This window comes from Methylovorus sp. SPW-M1, from assembly GCF_053848825.1.
Window position 1 is genome coordinate 1,566,701 of sequence record NZ_CM132626.1, and the last position, 20,587, is coordinate 1,587,287.

At 58.6% G+C, this 20,587-nt stretch carries 18 protein-coding genes; 14 read left to right on the forward strand and 4 right to left on the reverse strand.

Translation table 11 applies throughout. The annotated features are described in order from the left end of the window. Positions 1 to 12: 12 nt before the first annotated feature. The 9 genes from ACWWD9_RS07400 to ACWWD9_RS07440 are packed head-to-tail and all read left to right on the forward strand — an operon-like array spanning position 13 to position 7,922. On the forward strand, positions 13 to 1,059 hold the full coding sequence (locus tag ACWWD9_RS07400) for an SAM-dependent methyltransferase (RefSeq protein ID WP_455866623.1): 1,047 nt from the start codon (positions 13 to 15) through the stop codon (positions 1,057 to 1,059). A 14-nt stretch (positions 1,060 to 1,073) separates the two neighbouring features. Further along, positions 1,074 to 1,625, forward strand: coding sequence for a DUF2878 domain-containing protein (locus ACWWD9_RS07405; protein WP_455866624.1), 552 nt, complete (start codon positions 1,074 to 1,076; stop codon positions 1,623 to 1,625). Continuing rightward, the gene (locus ACWWD9_RS07410) at positions 1,618 to 2,403 is read left to right on the forward strand and encodes a DUF1295 domain-containing protein (RefSeq protein ID WP_455868145.1); all 786 of its coding nucleotides are present in this window, start codon (positions 1,618 to 1,620) and stop codon (positions 2,401 to 2,403) included. The genes ACWWD9_RS07405 and ACWWD9_RS07410 overlap by 8 nt, the downstream gene beginning before the upstream one ends. A gap of 1 nt (position 2,404) precedes the next feature. Beyond that, positions 2,405 to 3,037, forward strand: coding sequence for a DUF6134 family protein (locus ACWWD9_RS07415; protein WP_455866625.1), 633 nt, complete (start codon positions 2,405 to 2,407; stop codon positions 3,035 to 3,037). A gap of 2 nt (positions 3,038 to 3,039) precedes the next feature. After that, entirely contained in the window at positions 3,040 to 3,618 is a 579-nt protein-coding gene (locus ACWWD9_RS07420) for a lipocalin family protein (protein ID WP_013442164.1), read from the forward strand. After that, on the forward strand, positions 3,618 to 4,571 hold the full coding sequence (locus tag ACWWD9_RS07425) for an acyl-CoA desaturase (protein WP_455866626.1): 954 nt from the start codon (positions 3,618 to 3,620) through the stop codon (positions 4,569 to 4,571). The genes ACWWD9_RS07420 and ACWWD9_RS07425 overlap by 1 nt, the downstream gene beginning before the upstream one ends. Next, positions 4,568 to 5,806, forward strand: a complete 1,239-nt coding sequence (locus ACWWD9_RS07430) for an NAD(P)/FAD-dependent oxidoreductase (protein ID WP_455866627.1) — start codon at positions 4,568 to 4,570, stop codon at positions 5,804 to 5,806. The genes ACWWD9_RS07425 and ACWWD9_RS07430 overlap by 4 nt, the downstream gene beginning before the upstream one ends. Then, the gene (locus ACWWD9_RS07435) at positions 5,799 to 6,605 is read left to right on the forward strand and encodes a DUF1365 domain-containing protein (protein WP_455866628.1); all 807 of its coding nucleotides are present in this window, start codon (positions 5,799 to 5,801) and stop codon (positions 6,603 to 6,605) included. The genes ACWWD9_RS07430 and ACWWD9_RS07435 overlap by 8 nt, the downstream gene beginning before the upstream one ends. Positions 6,606 to 6,632: 27 nt before the next feature. Continuing rightward, on the forward strand, positions 6,633 to 7,922 hold the full coding sequence (locus ACWWD9_RS07440) for a class I SAM-dependent methyltransferase (RefSeq protein WP_455868146.1): 1,290 nt from the start codon (positions 6,633 to 6,635) through the stop codon (positions 7,920 to 7,922). Positions 7,923 to 7,929: 7 nt separating this feature from the next. Here ACWWD9_RS07440 and ACWWD9_RS07445 read toward each other — a convergent pair whose 3' ends face one another. Continuing rightward, positions 7,930 to 8,457 (reverse strand): class I SAM-dependent methyltransferase, encoded by a 528-nt coding sequence (locus tag ACWWD9_RS07445; RefSeq protein ID WP_455866629.1) that lies wholly within the window; start codon positions 8,455 to 8,457, stop codon positions 7,930 to 7,932. A 155-nt stretch (positions 8,458 to 8,612) separates the two neighbouring features. Here ACWWD9_RS07445 and mnmC point away from each other — a divergent pair, with 155 nt between their 5' ends. Then, entirely contained in the window at positions 8,613 to 10,679 is a 2,067-nt protein-coding gene (gene mnmC / locus ACWWD9_RS07450) for a bifunctional tRNA (5-methylaminomethyl-2-thiouridine)(34)-methyltransferase MnmD/FAD-dependent 5-carboxymethylaminomethyl-2-thiouridine(34) oxidoreductase MnmC (protein WP_455866630.1), read from the forward strand. A 9-nt stretch (positions 10,680 to 10,688) separates the two neighbouring features. Further along, positions 10,689 to 12,782, forward strand: a complete 2,094-nt coding sequence (locus ACWWD9_RS07455; RefSeq protein WP_455866631.1) for an O-linked N-acetylglucosamine transferase, SPINDLY family protein — start codon at positions 10,689 to 10,691, stop codon at positions 12,780 to 12,782. Between the two features lie 79 nt (positions 12,783 to 12,861). On the opposite strand, the gene ACWWD9_RS07460 is transcribed toward ACWWD9_RS07455, so the two are convergent. Then, positions 12,862 to 15,219, reverse strand: coding sequence for an EAL domain-containing protein (locus ACWWD9_RS07460; RefSeq protein WP_159355679.1), 2,358 nt, complete (start codon positions 15,217 to 15,219; stop codon positions 12,862 to 12,864). Between the two features lie 223 nt (positions 15,220 to 15,442). Between ACWWD9_RS07460 and ACWWD9_RS07465 the strand changes: the two genes are divergently transcribed. Both ACWWD9_RS07465 and ACWWD9_RS07470 read left to right on the forward strand, forming a co-directional pair. Beyond that, on the forward strand, positions 15,443 to 16,531 hold the full coding sequence (locus ACWWD9_RS07465; RefSeq protein ID WP_013442155.1) for a PilT/PilU family type 4a pilus ATPase: 1,089 nt from the start codon (positions 15,443 to 15,445) through the stop codon (positions 16,529 to 16,531). Positions 16,532 to 16,630: 99 nt separating this feature from the next. Next, positions 16,631 to 17,428: an intradiol ring-cleavage dioxygenase gene (locus tag ACWWD9_RS07470; RefSeq protein WP_455866632.1), complete on the forward strand. Its 798-nt coding sequence runs from the start codon at positions 16,631 to 16,633 to the stop codon at positions 17,426 to 17,428. Here the strand turns inward: ACWWD9_RS07470 and ACWWD9_RS07475 are convergent. After that, the gene (locus tag ACWWD9_RS07475) at positions 17,385 to 18,263 is read right to left on the reverse strand and encodes a DMT family transporter (RefSeq protein WP_159355681.1); all 879 of its coding nucleotides are present in this window, start codon (positions 18,261 to 18,263) and stop codon (positions 17,385 to 17,387) included. The two genes, ACWWD9_RS07470 and ACWWD9_RS07475, sit on opposite strands and share 44 nt — an antisense overlap. 82 nt (positions 18,264 to 18,345) lie before the next feature. On the opposite strand from ACWWD9_RS07475, the gene dapC reads away from it, so the two are divergent. Then, positions 18,346 to 19,527 carry a succinyldiaminopimelate transaminase gene (gene dapC / locus ACWWD9_RS07480; protein WP_159355682.1) on the forward strand — a complete coding sequence of 394 codons (1,182 nt, stop codon included), beginning with the start codon at positions 18,346 to 18,348 and terminating at the stop codon, positions 19,525 to 19,527. A 36-nt stretch (positions 19,528 to 19,563) separates the two neighbouring features. Here the strand turns inward: dapC and miaA are convergent, their stop codons facing one another. Next, positions 19,564 to 20,520 (reverse strand): tRNA (adenosine(37)-N6)-dimethylallyltransferase MiaA, encoded by a 957-nt coding sequence (gene miaA / locus ACWWD9_RS07485; RefSeq protein ID WP_455866633.1) that lies wholly within the window; start codon positions 20,518 to 20,520, stop codon positions 19,564 to 19,566. Positions 20,521 to 20,587: the final 67 nt, after the last annotated feature.

Here is a 20,587-nt window from a genome sequence, read left to right on the forward strand (position 1 = left end):
TAAGGATTTTTCATGCAAGTCACCAAACTGGCGATTGACTGGTCTGAACGCGGACTGGTCCCTGATTATGCGATACGCGCCGGTATACGGCGCCTGTTGGAGGTTCGCCTGCAGGACATCGCAGCGGCAGATTGCGCCGCGGCCGCAGACATTGAAAACACTTTCATCAACAGCATGCGGGAAGCGCCGATTGCGCTGGTGCCTGAGCTGGCCAATGCGCAGCATTACGAGGTTCCAGCCCAGTTTTTTCAGTATTGCCTGGGCAAGCATCGCAAATACAGCTCGTGCTACTGGGATAAAAATACGCGCACGCTGGACGAAGCAGAGGCCCTGGCGCTACAGCTGACCTGCGAACATGCAGACCTGCAGGATGGACACTCCATACTGGAGCTGGGCTGCGGCTGGGGTTCCCTCACCTTGTGGATGGCCAAGCATTATCCTTCCAGCCGCATCACGGCTGTCTCCAACTCCAAGTCGCAACGTGAATACATCATGTCGGAAGCCCTGAAGCGCGGCTTGCCGAATATTCAGGTGATTACCTGCGATATGAACGAATTCAATCCCGGCACGCAGTTTGACCGCATTGTGTCGGTCGAGATGTTTGAGCATATGCGCAACTACGACACCATGTTCAAGCATGTGCATGACTGGCTGGTACCCGGCGGGCGCTTCTTCATGCATATCTTCGTGCACAAGCTGACGCCGTATGCCTTTGAAGTCGCGGGCGATGACGACTGGATGAGCCGGTTCTTCTTCTCGGGCGGCATGATGCCTAGCGACGACCTGCCTTTGCGCTTCCAGCGGCATTTGCAGTTGCGTCAGATGTGGCGCTGGGATGGCACCCACTATGAAAAAACGGCCAACGCATGGCTGGCCAATATGGACGAGCATGCGGCGGCGATTGAACCTGTGCTGGCCGCCACCTATGGTGCCCAACAGACCGAAATGTGGCGCAATCGCTGGCGCATCTTTTTCATGTCATGTGCAGAGCTGTTTGGCTACAACAACGGCCAGGAGTGGTGGGTCAGCCACTATCAGTTTGAGCGTCCCGCGGCTTGAGATCGTCACCACCCATGTTCTTGAAAGTAATCAACTTCGTGCTGTTTCAGCTGGGCTGGATGGCCTGTGTCTGGGGCGGCGCCCATGGATTGCCCTGGCTGGGCGTGGCATGCACGGCGCCCATCCTCTACTGGCACCTGCGCCAGGCATTGCTTCCCGGGCAGGAAACCAGGCTGCTCCTGCTTGCCATGGTCATGGGCGGCCTGTTTGACCAGGCCTTGCTGACGCTTGAGCTGGTGAGCTACCCCGCCTCGGCATGGCCAGCAGGCTTGCTGCCGCTATGGATGCTTTGCCTGTGGTTGCTGTTTGCCTCCACCCTGAATGTCAGCCTGCGCTGGCTGCGCGGCTCCATGCCATTGGCAGCGGTGTTCGGCTTGATCGGTGGCCCGCTGGCATATCTGGCGGCAAGCCGGATAGGCGCTGTGACACTGGCATCCGGTTACCTGCCATGGCTGGTGCTTGCATTGGCCTGGGCAATCCTCACGCCACTGTTATTGTGGCTCTCAATCCGCTTTGATGGCTATGCCGTGGCGGCAGATCAACAGCACGGGTGGTCTCATGTTTGACGGCAGCATTTATTTGCAAGGGCTGGCCGCCATGGCCTTATTTGGTCTGGCGGGCTGGGGTATCAGTGTCTACCGGCACAACGTCACCATTGTCGACAGCATGTGGAGCCTGTTTTTCCTGCTCGGCGCCGGCGTTTATGCCTGGCTGGGCGGCGTCGAGCCACGTACCTGGCTAATTCTCGGCCTGGTCACGATCTGGGCGCTACGTTTGACCATTTACCTCAGCTGGCGCAATCGCGGCCCGCATGAAGATCATCGCTACCAGGCCATACGCCGCAACAACGAGCCGCATTTCTGGCTAAAAAGCCTCTACATCATTTTTGGTTTGCAGGCGGTGCTGGCCTGGCTGGTTTCCCTGCCCTTGCTGGGCAGCCTGCTATCTAATGCTCCGCTTGGCTGGCTCGATGTGCTGGGGGTCGCACTCTGGTTGAACGGGCTGGTGTGGGAAAGCCTGGCGGACTGGCAGCTCGCCCGCTTCAAGGCCAGTGCACCCGCCGGTGCCGTGATGGATCGCGGGGTATGGCGATACAGCCGCCATCCGAATTACTTCGGCGAGTTCAGCATCTGGTGGGGCTTCTATTTGCTGGCGCTGTCAGCTGGTGCATGGTGGGCACTGCCCGGGCCATTGCTGATGACGCTGCTGCTGCTGAAAGTGAGTGGTGTGGCCTTGCTGGAGAAAGATATAGCCGACCGTCGCCCTGCTTACGCCCACTACGTAAAAACCACCCCGGCGTTCTTTCCCTGGTTTCCAAAATCTCGCCTGCCCGAGGAGAAATAAGATGAAGTTCTGGCACGTCAGCGGGATTGCTTTGGCCTTTGTTTGCCACAGCGCGCAAGCGCAGGAGTGGCAATTCAATGTCTTCCTGGATGAAAAACCCATAGGCCAGCATCGCTTTGCGCTGGAAGAAAACGGCGCCCAGCGCACCCTGACCAGTGAAGCCAGCTTTGATGTGAAGTTTTTATTCGTCAACGCCTATCGCTATCGCCACACGGCCAAAGAGCAGTGGAATGGCAATTGCCTGAACGCGATTGAGGCCCGTACGGAAGAAAATCGCGAGACCACCATCGTCAAGGGCGCCCTGGACAAAAGTACGGATAAAGCCGCCTTCGTGCTGCAATCGCCCAAGCCCAAAACGCTGGGCGATTGCGTCATGACCTTTGCCTACTGGAATCCGGCCATGCTGAAGCAGACGCGCTTGCTCAATCCGCAGACCGGCGAGTACCTGGACACCCGAATTACCGCCCTGGGCAAGGAAAGCATCACTGTAAAAGGCCAACCCACCGATGCCGAGCATTACCGGCTGGAGGCGCCCAAACTCAAGATAGACCTGTGGTATTCCAGTGATCAGCAATGGCTGGCACTGCGCTCTACCACCCCGGAAGGCTACATCATCAACTACAGGCTACGCTAATCATGCAAAACTCCCGTTTCAAATCCCGCAGCCTGGCGTGTGTTGCCGCATTTGTCGCCAGCCTGCTTGGCGGTTGTGCGACGCAACAGCTGCCTCCTATCACGCCGGTACCTGAGGTTGATCTCGCCCGTTTCATGGGGCCCTGGTATGTCATCGCCGTGATTCCCACCGCGATTGAAACCGAAGCCTACAACGCCGTGGAGTCATACCAGCTGGACAAGGACGGCACCATCGCCACGACCTTCACCTTCAACAAGGGGGCGTTTGATGGCCCGCTCAAAACCTATAACCCACGCGGTTTTGTCCGTGAAGGCACCAATAACGCCGTATGGGGCATGCAGTTTATCTGGCCGATCAAGGCGGAGTACCTGATTGCCTATCTGGATAGCGACTATCAGCACACCATCATTGCCCGCAATGCCCGCGATTACGTGTGGATCATGGCGCGACAGCCGCAGATCAGCGAAGACACCTACCAGAAGCTGGTCGCCGAGGTGATCGCGCTGGGCTACGATAGCCGCGCCTTGCGCAAGGTGCCGCAGCAAGCCCTGCCGACCACGCCAGCCAAGGGGGCGGATTGATGCCGCAGGCAAGACCGATACAGCAACGGCTGCTGCGCTGGCTGGACAGCTCTATTGCGCCCGCAAACGTGGATGCCCATGCTGGCAATCAAGTGGACTGGCTGCGCGCCCTGCCCTTTGTGGCCTTGCACCTCGCTTGCCTGGCGGTGATCTGGGTGGGCTGGAGCCCAGTTGCCGTGCTGGTGGCGGGCCTGCTGTACCTGGTGCGCATGTTTGCCATTACCGGGTTTTACCATCGCTATTTTTCGCATCGCGCCTTCAAGACCAGCCGTTTCATGCAGTTTGTATTTGCCTTGCTGGGGGCGACGGCTGTGCAGCGCGGGCCGTTGTGGTGGGCTTCCATGCACCGCCATCACCACGCCAATTCAGACCGGGTGGAAGACGCTCACTCGCCCGTTCATCATGGGTTTTTCTGGAGCCATGTGGGCTGGTTTTTATCAGACGCACATTTTGCCACCCGCACCGAGCGTGTGAAGGAGCTGGCCGCTTTTCCCGAACTCCGTTTTCTGGACCGCTTTGATGTCGTGGTGCCCTTGCTGCTGGCTGCTGGCATTTATGCGCTGGGCGCATGGCTGGAGAGCATACGGCCCGAGTGGGGCACCAATGGCTGGCAGATGCTGGTGTGGGGCTTTGTCATCTCCACCGTGCTGCTTTACCACGCCACCTTCAGCGTCAATTCACTGGCACACCACTGGGGCAGCCGCCGCTACCAGACCGCCGACCAGAGCCGCAACAATGCGCTGATTGCCCTGTTCACCCTGGGCGAAGGCTGGCATAACAATCATCACCATTATCCCGGGGCCGCGCGCCAGGGCTTCTACTGGTGGGAAATCGACATTACCTGGTATGGGCTGAAAGCCCTGCAGGCGCTGGGCTTGATTCGCGACTTGCGCAGCATTCCCGCAGACATACGCAATGCCCGGCGCGTAAATAGCAACGAGAGCACCTTATGAAAATCGCCATTATCGGCGCCGGTATCGCCGGCAACACGCTGGCTTACCATCTGCATCGCGAACACGACATCACCGTCTTTGAAGCGGGAAGCTACATTGGCGGCCATACACATACCCATGACATCCAGCACGAAGGCAAGTCTTATGCGGTGGATACCGGCTTCATCGTGTTCAATGACCGCACCTACCCCAATTTCATCCAGCTGCTGAATGAGATCGGCGTGGGCTGGCAGGATAGCGACATGAGCTTCAGCGTGCGCTGCGAAAAAACCGGGCTGGAGTACAACGGTACCACGCTCAACTCGCTGTTTGCCCAGCGCCGCAATCTGCTGCGCCCCGCGTTCTATCGCATGATCAATGACATCCTGCGCTTCAACCGCGAGTCGCTGGAGCTGCTGGAAGAAGGCGAAGAAATCCCGCTGAGTGACTATCTGGCGCGCCACGGCTACCGCCAGGATTTTATCGATTACTACATCATCCCCATGGGCTCGGCCATCTGGTCAACCGAACCGCGCCAGATGCTGGCGTTCCCGGCCCGATTTTTTGTGCGGTTTTTCCATCACCACGGCATGCTCACGGTTAACGACAGGCCGCAATGGCGCGTGATACGTGGCGGTTCGGCACGCTATGCCGAGGCGTTGACCGCCGGTTTTGCAGATCGCATACGCCTCAACACGCCGGTGAGCCAGGTGCGCCGCCTGGAACACGCGGTCGCCATCACACCGGCGGGGGGCACGGAAGAAGTCTACGACTGGGTGTTTTTTGCCTGCCACAGCGATCAGGCCCTGCGCCTGCTGGCCGATGCAACGCCCGCTGAGCGCGAAGTGCTGGGGGCGATTCCCTATCAGGAAAACAGCATCGTCCTGCATAGTGACCGACGCCTGCTGCCCAAGCGCAAGCTGGCATGGGCGGCCTGGAATTACCACGTGACACCGACGCCGACCGACCGGGTGGCGGTCACCTACAATATGAATATCCTGCAGGGCTTGCAGTCCCGCGAGCCATTGCTGGTCACGTTGAATCACACTGCTGGCATCGCCGAAGACAAGATCATCAAGCGGCTCACGTATCATCACCCGGTATACACCACTGCCGGGGCGGCAGCCCAGCTGCGCCATGCCGAGATCAGCGGTGTGAATCGCACCGCTTATGCAGGCGCCTACTGGCGCAATGGTTTTCATGAAGATGGCGTGGTCAGCGCCCTGCGTGCGCTGGAGCATTTCAAGCATGCCTGACGCACGTCATTCTGACACCTGCAACAGCCTGAAGACGCCAAAGAGCGCGATCTACAGCGGCGTGGTGCGGCATCGCCGCTTCATGCCTGTGCTGCATGCCTTCCGCTATCGGCTGTTCATGATGTATCTCGATCTCGACGAGCTGCCCACGCTGTTCAGCCAGCGCTGGCTTTGGTCATCGCGCCGACGCAATCTGGCCTGGTTCAAGCGCAGTGATTATCTGGGCGATCCGACTGTGCCGCTCAAGACCGCGGTGCAGCAACTTGTGCATGAGCAAACCGGCATTACGCTGACCGGCCCCATCCGCCTGCTCACGCATATGCGCTATTTTGGCTATTGCTTCAACCCGGTCAGTTTTTACTATTGCTTTGATGCGGATGGCACCACCCTGCGCGCCATCGTCGCCGACATCACCAACACGCCCTGGGGCGAACGCCACGCCTATGTATTGAACTGCGATAACCCGCAAAAAGGCGGCTTTCGCTTTGCCATGCGCAAGGATTTTCATGTGTCGCCGTTCATGCCCATGGATATCGACTATGACTGGTTTTTCTCGCCGCCAGGCGCTGAGTTAAATGTGCATATGCGCAATCTGCATGCCGACGGCAAGATGTTTGATGCCACCCTGCAGTTGCAGCGACAGCCTCTGAATGGTGTTCGTCTCAACCTGCTGCTGTTGCAGTACCCATTGATGACGCTGAACGTGATTCGTGCCATCTACTGGCAAGCGCTACGGCTGTGGCTGAAGCGTGTGCCCTTTTTCAGTCATCCGCAACCCGCCGACTCCCGGCAACCTTAACTCTCGCTGAGTCTTCACATGAAAAACATGAGCCTGAAATCCATGACACCCAAGCCCACCCTGCCCACCGTTAGCCCGATTACACGCTTGCCGCAAAAAGCCGGCTGGCTGCAATCGCTTGCCAGAAAACTGGTGCTGCAACGTCTGGCCCGCCTGAGCCGGGGCGAGCTGATCGTGAGCGAGCAGCAGGAAACGTTGCATTTTGGCCAACCGGGTTCGGGCTTGCGTGTGCATCTCACTGTGCTGGATGCCCGTTTCTATGCGGACATTGCCTTTGCCGGCTCCATAGGCGCAGGCGAGGCTTACATGCAAGGCTACTGGCAGTGTGATGACCTCACCGGGCTGATTCGTCTGATGGCGATCAACCAATCGGTGATGGATACGCTGGAAGGTGGCTTTGCCAGCCTGTTTAAACCCTTGCTGAAAGGCCTGCACTGGCTGAACCGCAATACCGAGCAAGGCAGCCGCAAGAATATTGCCGCGCACTATGACTTGGGCAACGACATGTTCCAGCTGTTTCTGGACCCGACCATGATGTACTCCTCCGCCATCTTCGCGCGCGATGACATGACGCTGGAACAAGCCTCGCTGCACAAGCTGGAGCGCATCTGCCAGAAGCTGCAGCTCAGTCCGGCGGATCATGTGGTCGAGATCGGCACCGGCTGGGGCGGCTTTGCCATCTATGCCGCCAGCCACTATGGCTGCAAGGTGACCACCACCACCATCTCGCAAGCGCAGTATGACCTGGCGCAACAGCGTGTGGCGGCAGCCGGGTTGGGCGACAAGATCAATATCCTGCTGACGGATTATCGTGAACTGGAAGGCCAATACGATAAGCTGGTATCGATCGAGATGATCGAGGCCGTAGGCTATCAGTTCTACGATACTTACTTCGCGCAGTGCGCCCGCCTTTTGAAGCCGGAAGGCATGATGCTGCTGCAAGCCATCACCATCACCGACCAGCGCTACGATGCGGCCCGCCGCTCGGTGGATTTCATCCAGCGCTATATTTTCCCCGGCAGCTGCATCCCCTCAGTTACCGCCATGCTGCAGAGCATTACCCGGGCGACTGATATGCGCCTGTTTGACCTGGAAGACATAGGCCCGCATTACGCCCGCACCCTGGCCGAGTGGCGCCATAACTTCTTCCGCAATGAAGCCGCCATACGTGCGCTGGGTTACCCCGATGAGTTTATCCGGATGTGGGAGTTTTATCTGTGCTATTGCGAGGGTGGCTTTGCCGAGCGTGCGCTGGGCGATGTGCACATGCTGCTGGTCAAGCCGGAAAACCGCCGGGCGCCGCTGGCTGCCGCTTAAGACTGAATCAGCAGGCCTGCTTGCGGGCGCAAATGCGCTGCATCATGGCGGGTGTCTGCTGCTTGAACAAACCCTGCTCAAAGGCGAGCACCTCAAACCCTGGCGTCACCACTTGCCGCAGTTCATCCGGCTCCAGCAGAAAATCCGGGTTCTGCGGTCGTCCCAGCAGCTCCTGCCCGCGCATAAAGGTTTCGTAGATCAAGAGACCGGCGGGCTTGATGCTGGATAACAGCGAGGGAAACAAGGGCCGGTGCAGATAACGGCACACCACCACGGCATCAAAAAGATCTACGCCATAAGGCCACGGATCAGACTCCAGGTCAGCACATAGCGCCTCTACATTGGCGAGCTTGCTGAGGCCTATGCACGCCGTCGCATCAATATCCACCGCCTCGACGCGAAAGCCCTGGGCTGCCAGCCAGCGCGTATTGCGGCCATAACCCGCCGCCACATCCAGCACATGGGCACCCGCTGGCAACCCGGTGAGATGCTGGCGCACCCAGGCAGAGGCTTCATTGGTGGGTAGCGGCGTCATCTGGCAAGCGTGACGGGGAGAATGGGGATGTACAGGGTGCGCATATATCGTATTATACAGCGCAGTCTTTTAAAGACAGCGTTCAAGACAGCCATCCGGAATTTCACACCTCAGCATGCAAGCCCCAGTCAGATACTCCAAACGCAGGTACGCCCATGATTGAATGGCGCGATGGCGAGCCCTACTCCACGGTCTACCAGGATGTCTATTTCTCGCGTGAGAGCGGGCCGGACGAAACGCGCCATGTCTTTCTGCAGCACAACCAGCTGCGCGAGCGCTGGCTTGCCATGCATGGTCAGCCAGGCCAGGGAAATGAGGGGCGTCAGGCGCGCCATTTCACCATCGCCGAAACGGGTTTTGGCACCGGGCTCAACCTGCTGTGCGCCTGGCAGCTGTGGGAAGAAACCGCCCCGAATGATGCCCGCCTGCATTTCATCAGCACCGAAAAACACCCGCTCAGCCTCAGCGACATGCAGCAAGCCTGGGCCAGCTTGCCGGAATTTTCGCGCTACAGCGCGGAGTTGCTAGCCCAATACCAATGGCTGGCGCCCGGCATTCACAGGCTCTCGCTGGCGAACGGCCGCGTGATAGTGACCTTGCTGATTGGCGATGTGGCTGAAACCTTGCCCAGCCTGCGAGCCTCTGTCGACGCCTGGTTTCTTGATGGCTTTGCGCCGTCGCGCAATCCGGAGATGTGGCAGGCGCCATTGTTTACGCAGATGGCCATCCTCTCACACGCCGAGACCACCTTTGCCACCTTCACCAGCGCCGGCATCGTCAAACGCGGTTTGCAGGCGGCAGGCTTTGTGGTGCGCAAGGTGCCCGGCCATGGCCGTAAGCGCGAGATGCTTACTGGGCATTTTGGCGGCAAGCCGCTTGAGCAAAGCGTTGGCGAATCCGTTAATCAAGCAACTGCGCAAGATGCTCCGGCATCCGTCGCTATCGCTGGGCCAGCATCCACCGCCAGGCAACGTCATGCAGCGCCTGTGCGCCCTGCCCCAAACTCTCCAGGCAAGGCCATTGTTATTGGGGGCGGCATTGCCGGGTGTGCAACGAGTCACGCCCTGGCTCAACGCGGCTGGCAGGTCACGCTGATTGAGCGTCACCCACAGATTGCCGAGGCCGCCTCAGGCAATCCACTGGGCGTGCTTTACCCGCGCCTGGCCGGGCAAGACATTATCCTGAGCCGCCTCGCCCAGCACGGGTTTTTGCACAGTTTGCGCCTGTTGCAGCAATTGCAACTGAGCGCAGCGGACCATGCGCGCTGTGGTTTGCTGCAGCTGGCGTACGACGCACGCGAACGCGAACGCTGCCTGGCAATAGCCGCACGTGATTTGCCGCCGGATCTCGTGCAATGGCTATCCAGTGCTGAAGCCAGTGCGCTTGCCGGACAGGCGGTAGCGCAGGATGCCTTGTATTTCCCCGCAGGCGGCTGGGTGCATCCCCCCGCCTTTTGCCGCGCATTGGTGAACCATGCCAACATTCGTCAACGCGTGTCCACAGAGGCGCTCAACATCCAGCGAGTGGGCGATGAATGGCAACTCATCGGCGTCGATGGCTTGCTGGAGAAGACTCCGGTGCTGGTAATTGCCGCTGCCACCGATAGCGCGCGCTTTGACCTGACAGCGCATTTGCCCCTGCAAAATGTGCGCGGGCAGATCACCCTGCTGCCAGCCACCACTACGGATGTCCCGCTGAACACCATTGTCTGCAGCGATGGCTATATCAGCCCCGCCGTGGAAGGCCGTCATTGTCTGGGCGCCACCTTTGACGCGGACGATGCCGATACCCGCGTCAAGGCGCAGGACCATGCCAGCAATCTCGTCATGCTGGCGCGCACTCTGCCCGCCATGCACGCCAGCCTGCCACCGCTGGACCTCAACACACTTGAGGGGCGCACCGCATTTCGTGCCGCCACGCCGGATTACCTGCCCATGGCAGGCCCGGTACTCGATGCGGCGGCCCTGCAAGCCCGGCCACCGCGCCATACCGCCAACCCGGCGGACTTGCCCTGGCTCCCGGGCTTGTACGTGAATACCGGGCATGGCTCCAAAGGCCTGATCAATGCGCCGCTGTGCGCCGAGATGCTGGCGAGTGCCATTGCGGGTGAGCCTGCCCCGGTCGATAGCAAACTGCTCGCGGCATTGGACCCCAACCGTTTTCTGCTGCGCAGCATGGGCTTGAAGCGCCTGGTGCTTGGCCTCGCTGCCTATCCCTCGTAAAATCGGTTTATGTCACCCACGCAACTTTACCAACAGGCCAGCGGCGCCCATCGTGAAGGCCGCTTTCAGCAGGCAGAACTTCTCTACCGTCAATTGCTGCAACATGCGCCGCGCCATGCCGATGGCCTGCATATGCTGGGCATCCTCTGCTACCAGACCGAGCGCGCCGCCGAGGCGGCCGAGCTGATCGGTCAAGCGGTCGCACTGGAGCCGCGCAATGCCGATATGCTGATCAACCATGGGTTGACCCTGCGTGCGGCAGGCAAACGTCAAGAGGCCCTGAAAAGCTACGAGCGCGCCATGCTGCTGACGCCCAAGGATCTGGTGCTGCAAAACAATCTGGGTAACCTCTACCAGGAACTGGGCCGATTTGAAGACGCCGCCGCCTGTTATCGCCGCGTACTGCGTGTGCATCCGGGTGAAGCCGAAGTGCGGGATGCCCTCGGCCATAGCCTGCTGGGCTGGGGCAATGCCTGCCAGGATGCTGGAAGCTATGCCGAGGCCGAGCGCTGTTACGAAGAAGCGCTGACGCTGGCGCCCAACGATGCAGCCCTGCATTTCAACCTCGGCAATGCCAGGCGCGAGCTGGGCAAAACCGCGCAGGCCGCCGCCAGCTACCAGCGTGCCATTGCGCTGTCTCCTGCCGATGCCGATGCCCACAACAATCTGGGTAACGCTTTGCGCGAGCTGGGCCAGCTGCCGGAGGCGATTGCCTGCTACCAGCGCGCGCTGGCGCTAAAGCCTGATCTTTACCATGCACGGGTGCACCTGATACACCAGCAACAGCATGCGGCCGACTGGCGAGGCCTGGAGCAGCAGATAGACGAAGTGCGGGGCTGGTTGCATAGCGCGCCCACTGCGCAGATTTCGCCGTTTGCCTTTCTGGCCATGCCGGGCACCACGGCTGCCGAGCAGCGTCTGTGCGCAGAGCGCTGGCTGGAGAATCGCTATGCCAGCCTGACCGCCCAGGCCAGCGAGCTCGCCTTTACCCATATCCGCCATGAGAACAAGCGCTTGCGCATCGGTTATCTGTCGGCAGATTTTCGACGACATCCACTGGCGGCGCTGGTAACCGAGCTGCTGGAACTGCATGATCGCGATCAGCTGGAGGTGTTTGCGTACTCGTATGGTGTGGATGACAACAGTCCCGAGCGGCAACGCCTGCAGCATGCAGTGGATCACTTTGTCGACATTCGCGCACTCTCGCTGGTCGATGCTGCCAAGCGCATCCATGCCGATGGCATTGATATTCTGGTTGACCTTACCGGCTTTACCCAAAGCAGCCGCACGGGCATTGTCGCCCTGCGTCCTGCGCCCATCAGCATCAACTGGCTGGGCTTCCCCGGCACCATGGGCAGCCTGCACGACAATCCGCTGTTTGACTATGTGCTGAGTGATGCCTACATCACCCCAGCCGCCAGCCAGCCGGACTATGCCGAGCGCTTGCTGTTGCTGCCAGGCAGCTACCAGCCCAATGACAGAAACCGCCCTATCGGCAAGACGCCTGCCCGCGTTGACTATGGCTTGCCTGAAGAGGCTTTCGTTTATTGCTGCTTTAACCAGAGCTTCAAGATTACCCCGGCAGTATTCGCCTGCTGGATGCGCATCTTGCAGCAGGTGCCCGACAGCGTGCTGTGGCTGCTGGAGAGCAATGCCACCGCTACCGCCAACCTGCAGCAGGCCGCCAAGGAAGCAGGCGTAGACCCGGCCCGACTGGTATTTGCCCCGCGCGTTGCCATGGCCGACCATCTGGCACGCCACGCGCTGGCCGACTTATTCCTGGATACCTTGCCCTATAACGCCCACACCACCGCCAGCGACGCTCTGTGGATGTGCCTGCCAGTGCTGACCTGCAGCGGCGATACCTTTGCCTCGCGCGTGGCGGGCAGTCTTTTGCATGCGGTGAATCTGCCCGAACTGATTGCGCCTGACATGGCGGCCTATGAGGCCATGGCGATCAGCCTGAGACATGATCCTGCAACCCTGGAGGGATTGCGCGAACGCTTGCAGCAAGCCTCAGCAGACTTGCCATTGTTCGACACCCGCCACTTTGCCCGGAAGCTGGAAGCGGTATATCAGGATATCTGGCGGGCGCAGCGCTAGCGATTCCTCAAGATGCAAAAAAGCCGGGCGGGCCCTTATGCAGAGTCCGCCCGGCTTTTATTCAGATATGACTTAACGATCAGGTACTGCTCAGCATGGCCATGGCGGCAATGCTGATGTCGGCGACCAGGATGCCGGTCAAGCGACCAGTGTCATCCAGCATGGGCAGCGACACCGTCAGGCAGAAATCTTCGGTGGCAGTCGACAGGTAAATGCTGGAGATATAGGGCTTGAGGCTTTGCAGCACGACATTGGCATAGGCTTGTGGGCTTCTGTCTACCCCGGCGCCGCCGGCCTTGATCTTGCCGTACATATTGGGGTTGATCCAGTTCGGATAGCGTTGCACGCCCTTGTCATCCAGCTCAAATACCACCTCAAAGAACGGATATTCGGAGAAGCAGCTATCCAGGCAGTGGGCATCTTCGCTGCGGTGCCATGCCAGCAGCGAACGCAAGGCTTCCAGCGCCCGGCCCTGCCAGTCGGAATAATCCTCGGTTTCCGGCAGGATCAGTTGTGGTGGTTCGTCCTCCACCACAATGATGCTGCCGATATTGGACTTGCCGATTTTCTTCAGCGTTGCCGCGCGCTCGGCGGCGGCCACGCTGTTGGACAAGCGCCCCTGCTTGCCATTGACCACGGCAATCGACACGCTCGCCACCGGATGCTCCTTGCCATCTTCGGTCGTGAAGAAGCCGCGCTGCAAGTCGCTTTCGTCGTAAAGGTGTATCGCCAGTGTCTGGAAATGATGAATGACCGACAGCAGCGTTTGCGGCAAATCGGGATCGTAGTGATCCAGAATCAGCACAAAGTCATCGCCGCCGATATGGCCGACCAGCATACCAACCCGGCCCTGGAATTCCTGGCGCACGATTTCGGACAGCAGGCGGATCATGGCATCGCCACGGATAAAGCCGTAGCGGTCGTTGTAGGCCTTGAAGTGATCAAGATCGATATATACCAGCTCGGTGGTCGGATTGTTACGCAGGCTGATATCCAGCGACTGGCGCAGCGTAGGCCCGGTGGTCAGCTGGCTCAATGGATGCAGGCTGCCGGTGCTGGTCTTGCGACTGATCAGTTGCGACAGGATTTCCAGCGGCTGCAGAATGCCGATGTAGGTGCCATCTTCGTGCACCATCACCCAGGGTTCGACTTCACCGCGCTCCAGATACAAGCCGCGGGCCAGCATGCTGGTTGGCATGCGGTTGGTCACCATGCGCGGCAGTGGATCACAGTAATTGCTGAGCGCCAGGTTGCGATAACTGAAGGCTTTGCCGCGCTTGAGCAGGCCAATCGGGCGCTGCCCATCCAGCACCACGGCCATGGCCACATCCGGAAATTCAAGAAAGGTTCGGCGGGCCTGGTCTATCGGGGTATTGACGTCCATGGTCATGCCGCGCGTCACATATTCGGTAATGCGGAACTCATCCGGGATGTGCGAGCGGTGGGATTCATCGCGCGTGGGCAGCGAATTTACCGTGCTGACAGGCTTTTGCTGCGGCTTGGCGAAATAATAGCCCTGAGCATAAGTGAGGCCCAGATCCTGGCAGTAGGTAATGTCTTCCACCCGCTCCAGACCTTCGGCCACCACCGTGCACCCCAGGCGCTGCGCCATGGAAATGATGGCTTCCAGCAGCACCGTGCGTACACGGCTGCCCTGTGCCTCGTGCACAATGGCGCGGTCGATCTTGATAAAGTCGGCCCGCACGGCAGCCAGCGCACGCAGGCCGTTGAAGCCGGAGCCCATGTCATCCAGCGCAATGCGCAGGCCATGGGTGCGGATAATGTCGCAATACTTGGCAAGAAGCTCGGGCGAGACATCCTCGCTTTCCACGATCTCCACCACCACATCGCGCTGCTCGATGCCGAGCCGTGTCAGAGTTTCCAGCAAAGGTGGCAACCAGTCGTCCCGCATGATGGTTTGCGGAAGTACATTCACGAATACCGGGATGCCTTTGGCTATCGAATTCGCCTTGCCGGCCAGTGCCAGCCGCTGGCAGACAATATCCAGCTCCATGGTGCGGCGCACCTGCCGTGCCAGCTGAAAGGCTTCTTCACCATTCAGCAGGTGCCCATCGGGATCACGCAACCGACACAGGGCTTCGTAGCCAAAAATCTTGCCATTCTGGCTGAAGTCGACGATGGGCTGAAAATGCATCTGCACATGCTGCTCAAGATCATCCAGCAACCAGGGGTAACGCCGGCGCGCATAAAAGGTGCGGAACGGCATGATGTCGGCCAGGGCAGCTTCGAGGCTGGCCGGATTATCGCTCTCGGCAAGGTAAACCAGCGCCTCATCCAGTGCGGCGGCCGGGTATTCCTTGGTGATGGCTTCCAGCTGCGCCAGCAAGGCGGCTTCGTCCGCACATTCAAAGGACGCAATGGCTTTGCCACCCGTGATATTCAGGGTTTGATAATGTGTATTGAGATAAAGCTTCATAGATGAGGTCGTTGTGAAATCCCGGTTGGTTAATGCAAGCCTTGTGCCATCCCCGGCATGTGCTGAATGCCCGTTTATGGGCCCTGGGAATCGTCAGTCTGCCAGCATCGCGTGCATGGCGAAGTATAGCGCACCATTATCGCGCAACTGCATTTTGTCATCTCGAATTTCGCTGGCGTCGCCTTATGGTAAAGTAGGCCGATTACACGCTCAGGGGAGGACTATGGCAGCCATTGATATCACGCCGGTTTTGCGTTTCATGGTCGATAAAAACGGATCAGATCTTTTCTTCAGCACAGGTACCCCTATCCATATTGAGATTGAGGGAAAAACCGTGCCGGTGAACACGCAAGTGATGGCGCCCGGCATGGTAAAAGAGGTGGCCTATGCCCTGATGTCCCCCGAGCAGATCAAGGAATTTGAAGCCACGCTGGAAATGAACTTTGCCTATAGCGTGGATGAAATCGAAGATGCGCGTTTCCGCGTCAATATCTTTCGCCAGCGTGGCGATGTCGCTATCGTCATTCGCTGTATCAAGGCGCTGATTCCCACATTTGAAGCGCTGGGGCTGCCACCTATCCTGAAAGAGCTGATCATGAAGCCACGCGGCCTGGTGCTGGTCGTGGGTTCTACCGGGTCTGGCAAATCCACCACGCTCGCTTCCATGATCGACTACCGCAATGAAAATACCACCGGCCATATCCTGACGCTGGAAGACCCGATCGAATTCATCCACAAGCACAAAAAATCCATCGTCGATCAGCGCGAAATCGGCATTGATACCCTGTCTTTTGACAATGGCCTGAAAAACGCCATGCGGCAGGCGCCGGATGTGATTCTGATAGGTGAAATTCGCGACATGGAAACCATGAAGCACGCCATGGCCTACTCCGAAACCGGGCACTTGTGCCTGGCTACCTTGCATGCCAACAACGCCAACCAGGCCATTGAGCGCATCATTTCCTTCTTCCCTCCCGAGGGTAAAGCCGGTTTGCTGCTGGGGCTTTCCATGAATCTAGTGGCGATTGTTTCGCAGCGCCTGATCCCGGGCAAGCTGACCAAACGCGCAGCGGCTATCGAGGTGTTGATCAACACGCCTTATATCTCCGAGCTGATCCAGAAATCCAAGCTGGAAGAGATCAAGGATGTCATGGCGGACAACAACGATATCGGCATGTGCACTTTCGACCAGTCGCTGTTCCGCTTGTACAGCAACGACAGGATCACCGAGGAAAATGCGCTGGCAAATGCCGATTCCCGCAATGACTTGTCCTTGCGCATCCGGTTTGCGGATGAGTCCGAGGAATCCTGAGCTTAATCAGGCTTTACATTTTTTTGCCTGTGGAGCCCCTGTCGGGGCAGGCTGAGCGCGCTATAGTGGTGCCGTTCTGTTACCCCGACGATTCCACGCATGTCCACTACCCGCGCTTTCTCCGGCTTACGCCGCAAACTGCTTGCTTTTCTGCTGACCGCGCCAATGGCAGGCCGCGCGATATGGGCGAGCGCCAGTAACAATATCACCTGCATCGCCAAGCCCGAGCGCACGGAAGGCCCGTATTTTGTCGATCATCAGCTGAATCGCAGGGATATACGCCTGGATCCTGTCACGCATCTGTTCAGCCCTGGTGTGCCGCTGATATTGAGCATAGACCTGCTGAATCTGGCCCAGCACAGCTGCGAGCCACTGGCGGGCGCCACCGTCGATGTGTGGCATTGCGACGCACAAGGGGTATATTCAGGGGTGAGTGACATGAATACGCTGGGCAAGAAGTTTTTGCGCGGGTATCAGGTATCAGATCAAGCTGGGAGAGTGACCTTCAAAACCATCTATCCCGGCTGGTATTCTGGCCGGGCCGTGCATGTCCACTTCAAGGTACGTACCCAGAACAGCGCGGGGGCAAGTTACGAATTTACTTCGCAACTGTTTTTTGATGACAGGCTGAGCGATGCTGTTTTTCAGCATGCGCCATACAAACGGCCCAAGCCACGCGACACGCGCAATACGCGTGACATACATTATGGCAAAGATGGCAACCAGCTACTGTTGTCGCCGATAGAAAAGGCAGATGGCTATCACGCCAACATCACTGTGGCTCTGGACTTAAGCGATGACAAGGTCGGCGCTCCCGATGGATTCAGCATGCCACTGACCCCGGATGGTCGGCCTATGCCGCCTCCGCCCGGGCTGCGGCCACCGCAGCGAGGATAATCAGCCCGCCACCCAGCCACTCGTTCCATTGCATGGTTTCGCCAGCCCAGTAATACGAAGCCACCGCCGCCACTACCAGTTCAAACAGGAAAAGCACGGACGCCCGGGTAACGGGTATATGGGTGATGCCATATTGCACAAACAGGGTCGCCGCCATCAGCAACAGCGAAATCAGGCCCATGATCAGCCAGCTGGTGAGACTGAAAGTCGCGGGTGTCGGGAATGCCAGCGGCTGAAACGGCAGAAACACCAGACACATGCCGATCACCCCCACCCATACCGCCATCGACTTGGCGACGATGCTCAAATGTGCCGACTTGCGCGTGATGACATTGGTCAGCGCGAAGCCAATACCGGAAGACAGTCCCAGCCAGTCAGCCCGACTGCTCGGCAGCGGCCATTCTCCAGGCTGCCAGAGCATGATGAATGCACCGGTCAGCGATACCGCTATCACCGCCAGCCGCTTGGCATCCACCCGCTCCTTCAACCAGAAATGCGCCAGAATCAACGTCCACAACGGGGAAAGATAAAACAGCAGCATGACGCGCATCACTTCGCCATCAATGACCGCCAATACATAACTCAGATTGGTCCAGCCGGCGACCAGGCATAACCAGAAAATACTGGCAGGCTGCTTGAACAGCCCGCGCCAGTGCCGTCCGAACAAGAGCGCTGCCAGAAACACCGTCAGGCTATAGGTATAAAAGCTGGAAGCCACGCCAGAGACGCCTGCCTCCTGCATGAGGCGATAGGGATACCAGACCACACCCCAACAAAGGGCGCCAAACAGCAAGCCTGCGCTTGCGATGGTTTGTGTTGTTTTTTGCGATACCACAGAACGTCTTTTCTTGAAGTTAACCCGCCATTTGGCTGGCTGCTGCAGCCCAAGCCCGGCGGACTTGCGTTAAAATATACGAATGAATCCAAACCTGAATAAATTACAGCCCTACCCTTTTCAGCGACTGCGCGACCTGTTTGCCGGCATCAAGCCCAACCCGGACTATAGCCCCGTCAATCTTTCTATCGGCGAGCCCAAGCACGCGACGCCTGCGCTGATTCAGCAAGCCCTGGTGGACAATCTGGCCGGGCTGGCCAATTATCCCACAACTCTGGGGGTGCCCGCCCTGCGTGAAGCCATTGCGGCGTGGTTAAGCCGTCGCTATGGCATTCCACTGATGAATCCCGAAACGGAAATCGTGCCAGTCAACGGTAGCCGCGAAGCCTTGTTTGCCTTTGCTCAGGCGGTGATCGATAACAGCCGGCCAGCGCCGGTGGTGGTCTGCCCCAATCCGTTTTACCAGATTTATGAAGGGGCCGCCTTTTTGGCAGGCGCCGAACCGTATTTTCTGAATACGCTGCCCGAAAACGACTTTGCCATGGATCTGGAAAGCGTGCCGGAAAGCGTGTGGCTGCGTACCCAGCTCTTGTACTTGTGCTCGCCGGGCAACCCCACGGGCAAGGTAATGTCGCTGGAGCAATGGAAGCTGGCCTTCATGCTCTCGGATCGCTATGGCTTTACCATAGCCGCCGACGAATGCTACTCGGAAATCTATTTCACCGAAGGCGAAGCCCCGCTGGGCGCCTTGCAGGCCGCCCATCTGCTGGGGCGCGATTTCAGCCGCCTGGTGATTTTCAGCTCATTGTCCAAGCGTTCCAACGTACCGGGCATGCGTTCGGGCTTCGTGGCGGGCGATGCCACTATTTTGGAGAAGTTTCTGTTGTACCGCACCTACCATGGCTGCGCCATGAGCCCTGCGGTGCAGGCCGCCAGTGTTGCCGCCTGGAATGACGAAGTGCATGTGCAGGAAAACCGTCGCCTGTACGCCGAAAAGTTTGATCAGGTCACCCCGTTGCTGCAAGGTGCCATGGAAACTTCGCGGCCAGACGCTGCGTTTTATCTGTGGGCAAAAACGGATGGTAGCGATACCGACCTCGCAATTCGCTTGTATCGTGACCTGAATATCACGGTGCTACCAGGCAGTTTCCTGGCGCGCGAGGCGCATGGTATCAACCCTGGCAAAGGTTTTATTCGCATGGCGCTGGTGGCCTCTTTGCAAGAGTGCCTGGACGCAGCCAAGCGCATACAATCGCTCAGCTAGTACCCAAGCACCCCACCTGATTCCGTATATTCGGGATCAGGTTTCCTCTGCAAGAAACTGATTTATTGTAGAAAAAACCTTGGCCTCCAGGTCAGGGGCCAGGCAATCCAGCTCGACCGTATCCTGCATGCCACGCAACCAGGTAAGCTGGCGCTTGGCCAGTTGCCGGGTAGCCACAATCCCCTTTTCACGCATGGTGGCATGGTCAATCCGCTGATCCAGATATTCCCACACCTGCCGATAACCCACGCAACGCATGGAGGGCAGCCCGAGATGCAAGGCAGGATACTTCTGGCGCAGATGCTCGACTTCCGCAATCAGGCCCTGTTGCAGCATCAGATCAAAGCGCTCGGCAATACGCGCATGCAACACGCTCCGATCAGACGGCACCAGCGCCAGCTTGAGCAGGCGGTAAGGGAAGGTGCTGCCGTTATCGTCGACAAACAGGGCCGACATGGGGCCACCACTTAACTCGCAGACTTCCAGGGCGCGCTGTATGCGCTGCGAATCGGTAGGTTTCAATCTAGCAGCGGTTTCCGGATCCAGGGTTGCCAGGCGCGCATGCATGGCAGGCCAGCCCAACACGGCGGCCTCTTCATCCAGTCGCTGCCGCAGATCGGCATCCGCTTGCGGCAGATTATTAAGCCCTTCCTGCAAGGCTTTGAAATACAACATGGTGCCACCCACCAGCAGCGGTATGCGTCCACGCGCCGTAATCTCGGCCATCAGTTGCAAGGCATCGTGGCGAAAATGTGCGGCGGAATACGATTGCAAGGGGGAAATGACGTCAAGGAGATGGTGTGGCGCCTGCTTTAAAGTCGCGGCATCCGGCTTGGCGCTGCCAATGTCCATATCCTGATAAACCAGCGCCGAATCCACACTGATCAGTTCTACCGGCAGCTGCTGTGCAAGGGCAACAGCCAGACCGGTTTTACCGCTGGCGGTGGGACCCATCAGAAAGATGGCTGGCGGAAGTACGAGCGGCTCGCTCATGCCAACCTGCGCATGCGTACATGCGCATCAAAGAAAAGCATCTGGGACAGATTATTAATTACAATCG

What these genes read in the sequence shown, in the direction of transcription:
- ACWWD9_RS07400 (WP_455866623.1), top strand. Translation starts at nt 13, where the DNA reads ATGCAAGTCACCAAACTGGCGATTGACTGGTCTGAACGCGGACTGGTC.
- ACWWD9_RS07405 (WP_455866624.1), top strand. Translation starts at nt 1,074, where the DNA reads ATGTTCTTGAAAGTAATCAACTTCGTGCTGTTTCAGCTGGGCTGGATG.
- ACWWD9_RS07410 (WP_455868145.1), top strand. Translation starts at nt 1,618, where the DNA reads ATGTTTGACGGCAGCATTTATTTGCAAGGGCTGGCCGCCATGGCCTTA.
- ACWWD9_RS07415 (WP_455866625.1), top strand. Translation starts at nt 2,405, where the DNA reads ATGAAGTTCTGGCACGTCAGCGGGATTGCTTTGGCCTTTGTTTGCCAC.
- ACWWD9_RS07420 (WP_013442164.1), top strand. Translation starts at nt 3,040, where the DNA reads ATGCAAAACTCCCGTTTCAAATCCCGCAGCCTGGCGTGTGTTGCCGCA.
- ACWWD9_RS07425 (WP_455866626.1), top strand. Translation starts at nt 3,618, where the DNA reads ATGCCGCAGGCAAGACCGATACAGCAACGGCTGCTGCGCTGGCTGGAC.
- ACWWD9_RS07430 (WP_455866627.1), top strand. Translation starts at nt 4,568, where the DNA reads ATGAAAATCGCCATTATCGGCGCCGGTATCGCCGGCAACACGCTGGCT.
- ACWWD9_RS07435 (WP_455866628.1), top strand. Translation starts at nt 5,799, where the DNA reads ATGCCTGACGCACGTCATTCTGACACCTGCAACAGCCTGAAGACGCCA.
- ACWWD9_RS07440 (WP_455868146.1), top strand. Translation starts at nt 6,633, where the DNA reads ATGAGCCTGAAATCCATGACACCCAAGCCCACCCTGCCCACCGTTAGC.
- ACWWD9_RS07445 (WP_455866629.1), bottom strand. Translation starts at nt 8,457, where the DNA reads ATGACGCCGCTACCCACCAATGAAGCCTCTGCCTGGGTGCGCCAGCAT.
- mnmC (WP_455866630.1), top strand. Translation starts at nt 8,613, where the DNA reads ATGATTGAATGGCGCGATGGCGAGCCCTACTCCACGGTCTACCAGGAT.
- ACWWD9_RS07455 (WP_455866631.1), top strand. Translation starts at nt 10,689, where the DNA reads ATGTCACCCACGCAACTTTACCAACAGGCCAGCGGCGCCCATCGTGAA.
- ACWWD9_RS07460 (WP_159355679.1), bottom strand. Translation starts at nt 15,219, where the DNA reads ATGAAGCTTTATCTCAATACACATTATCAAACCCTGAATATCACGGGT.
- ACWWD9_RS07465 (WP_013442155.1), top strand. Translation starts at nt 15,443, where the DNA reads ATGGCAGCCATTGATATCACGCCGGTTTTGCGTTTCATGGTCGATAAA.
- ACWWD9_RS07470 (WP_455866632.1), top strand. Translation starts at nt 16,631, where the DNA reads ATGTCCACTACCCGCGCTTTCTCCGGCTTACGCCGCAAACTGCTTGCT.
- dapC (WP_159355682.1), top strand. Translation starts at nt 18,346, where the DNA reads ATGAATCCAAACCTGAATAAATTACAGCCCTACCCTTTTCAGCGACTG.
- miaA (WP_455866633.1), bottom strand. Translation starts at nt 20,520, where the DNA reads ATGAGCGAGCCGCTCGTACTTCCGCCAGCCATCTTTCTGATGGGTCCC.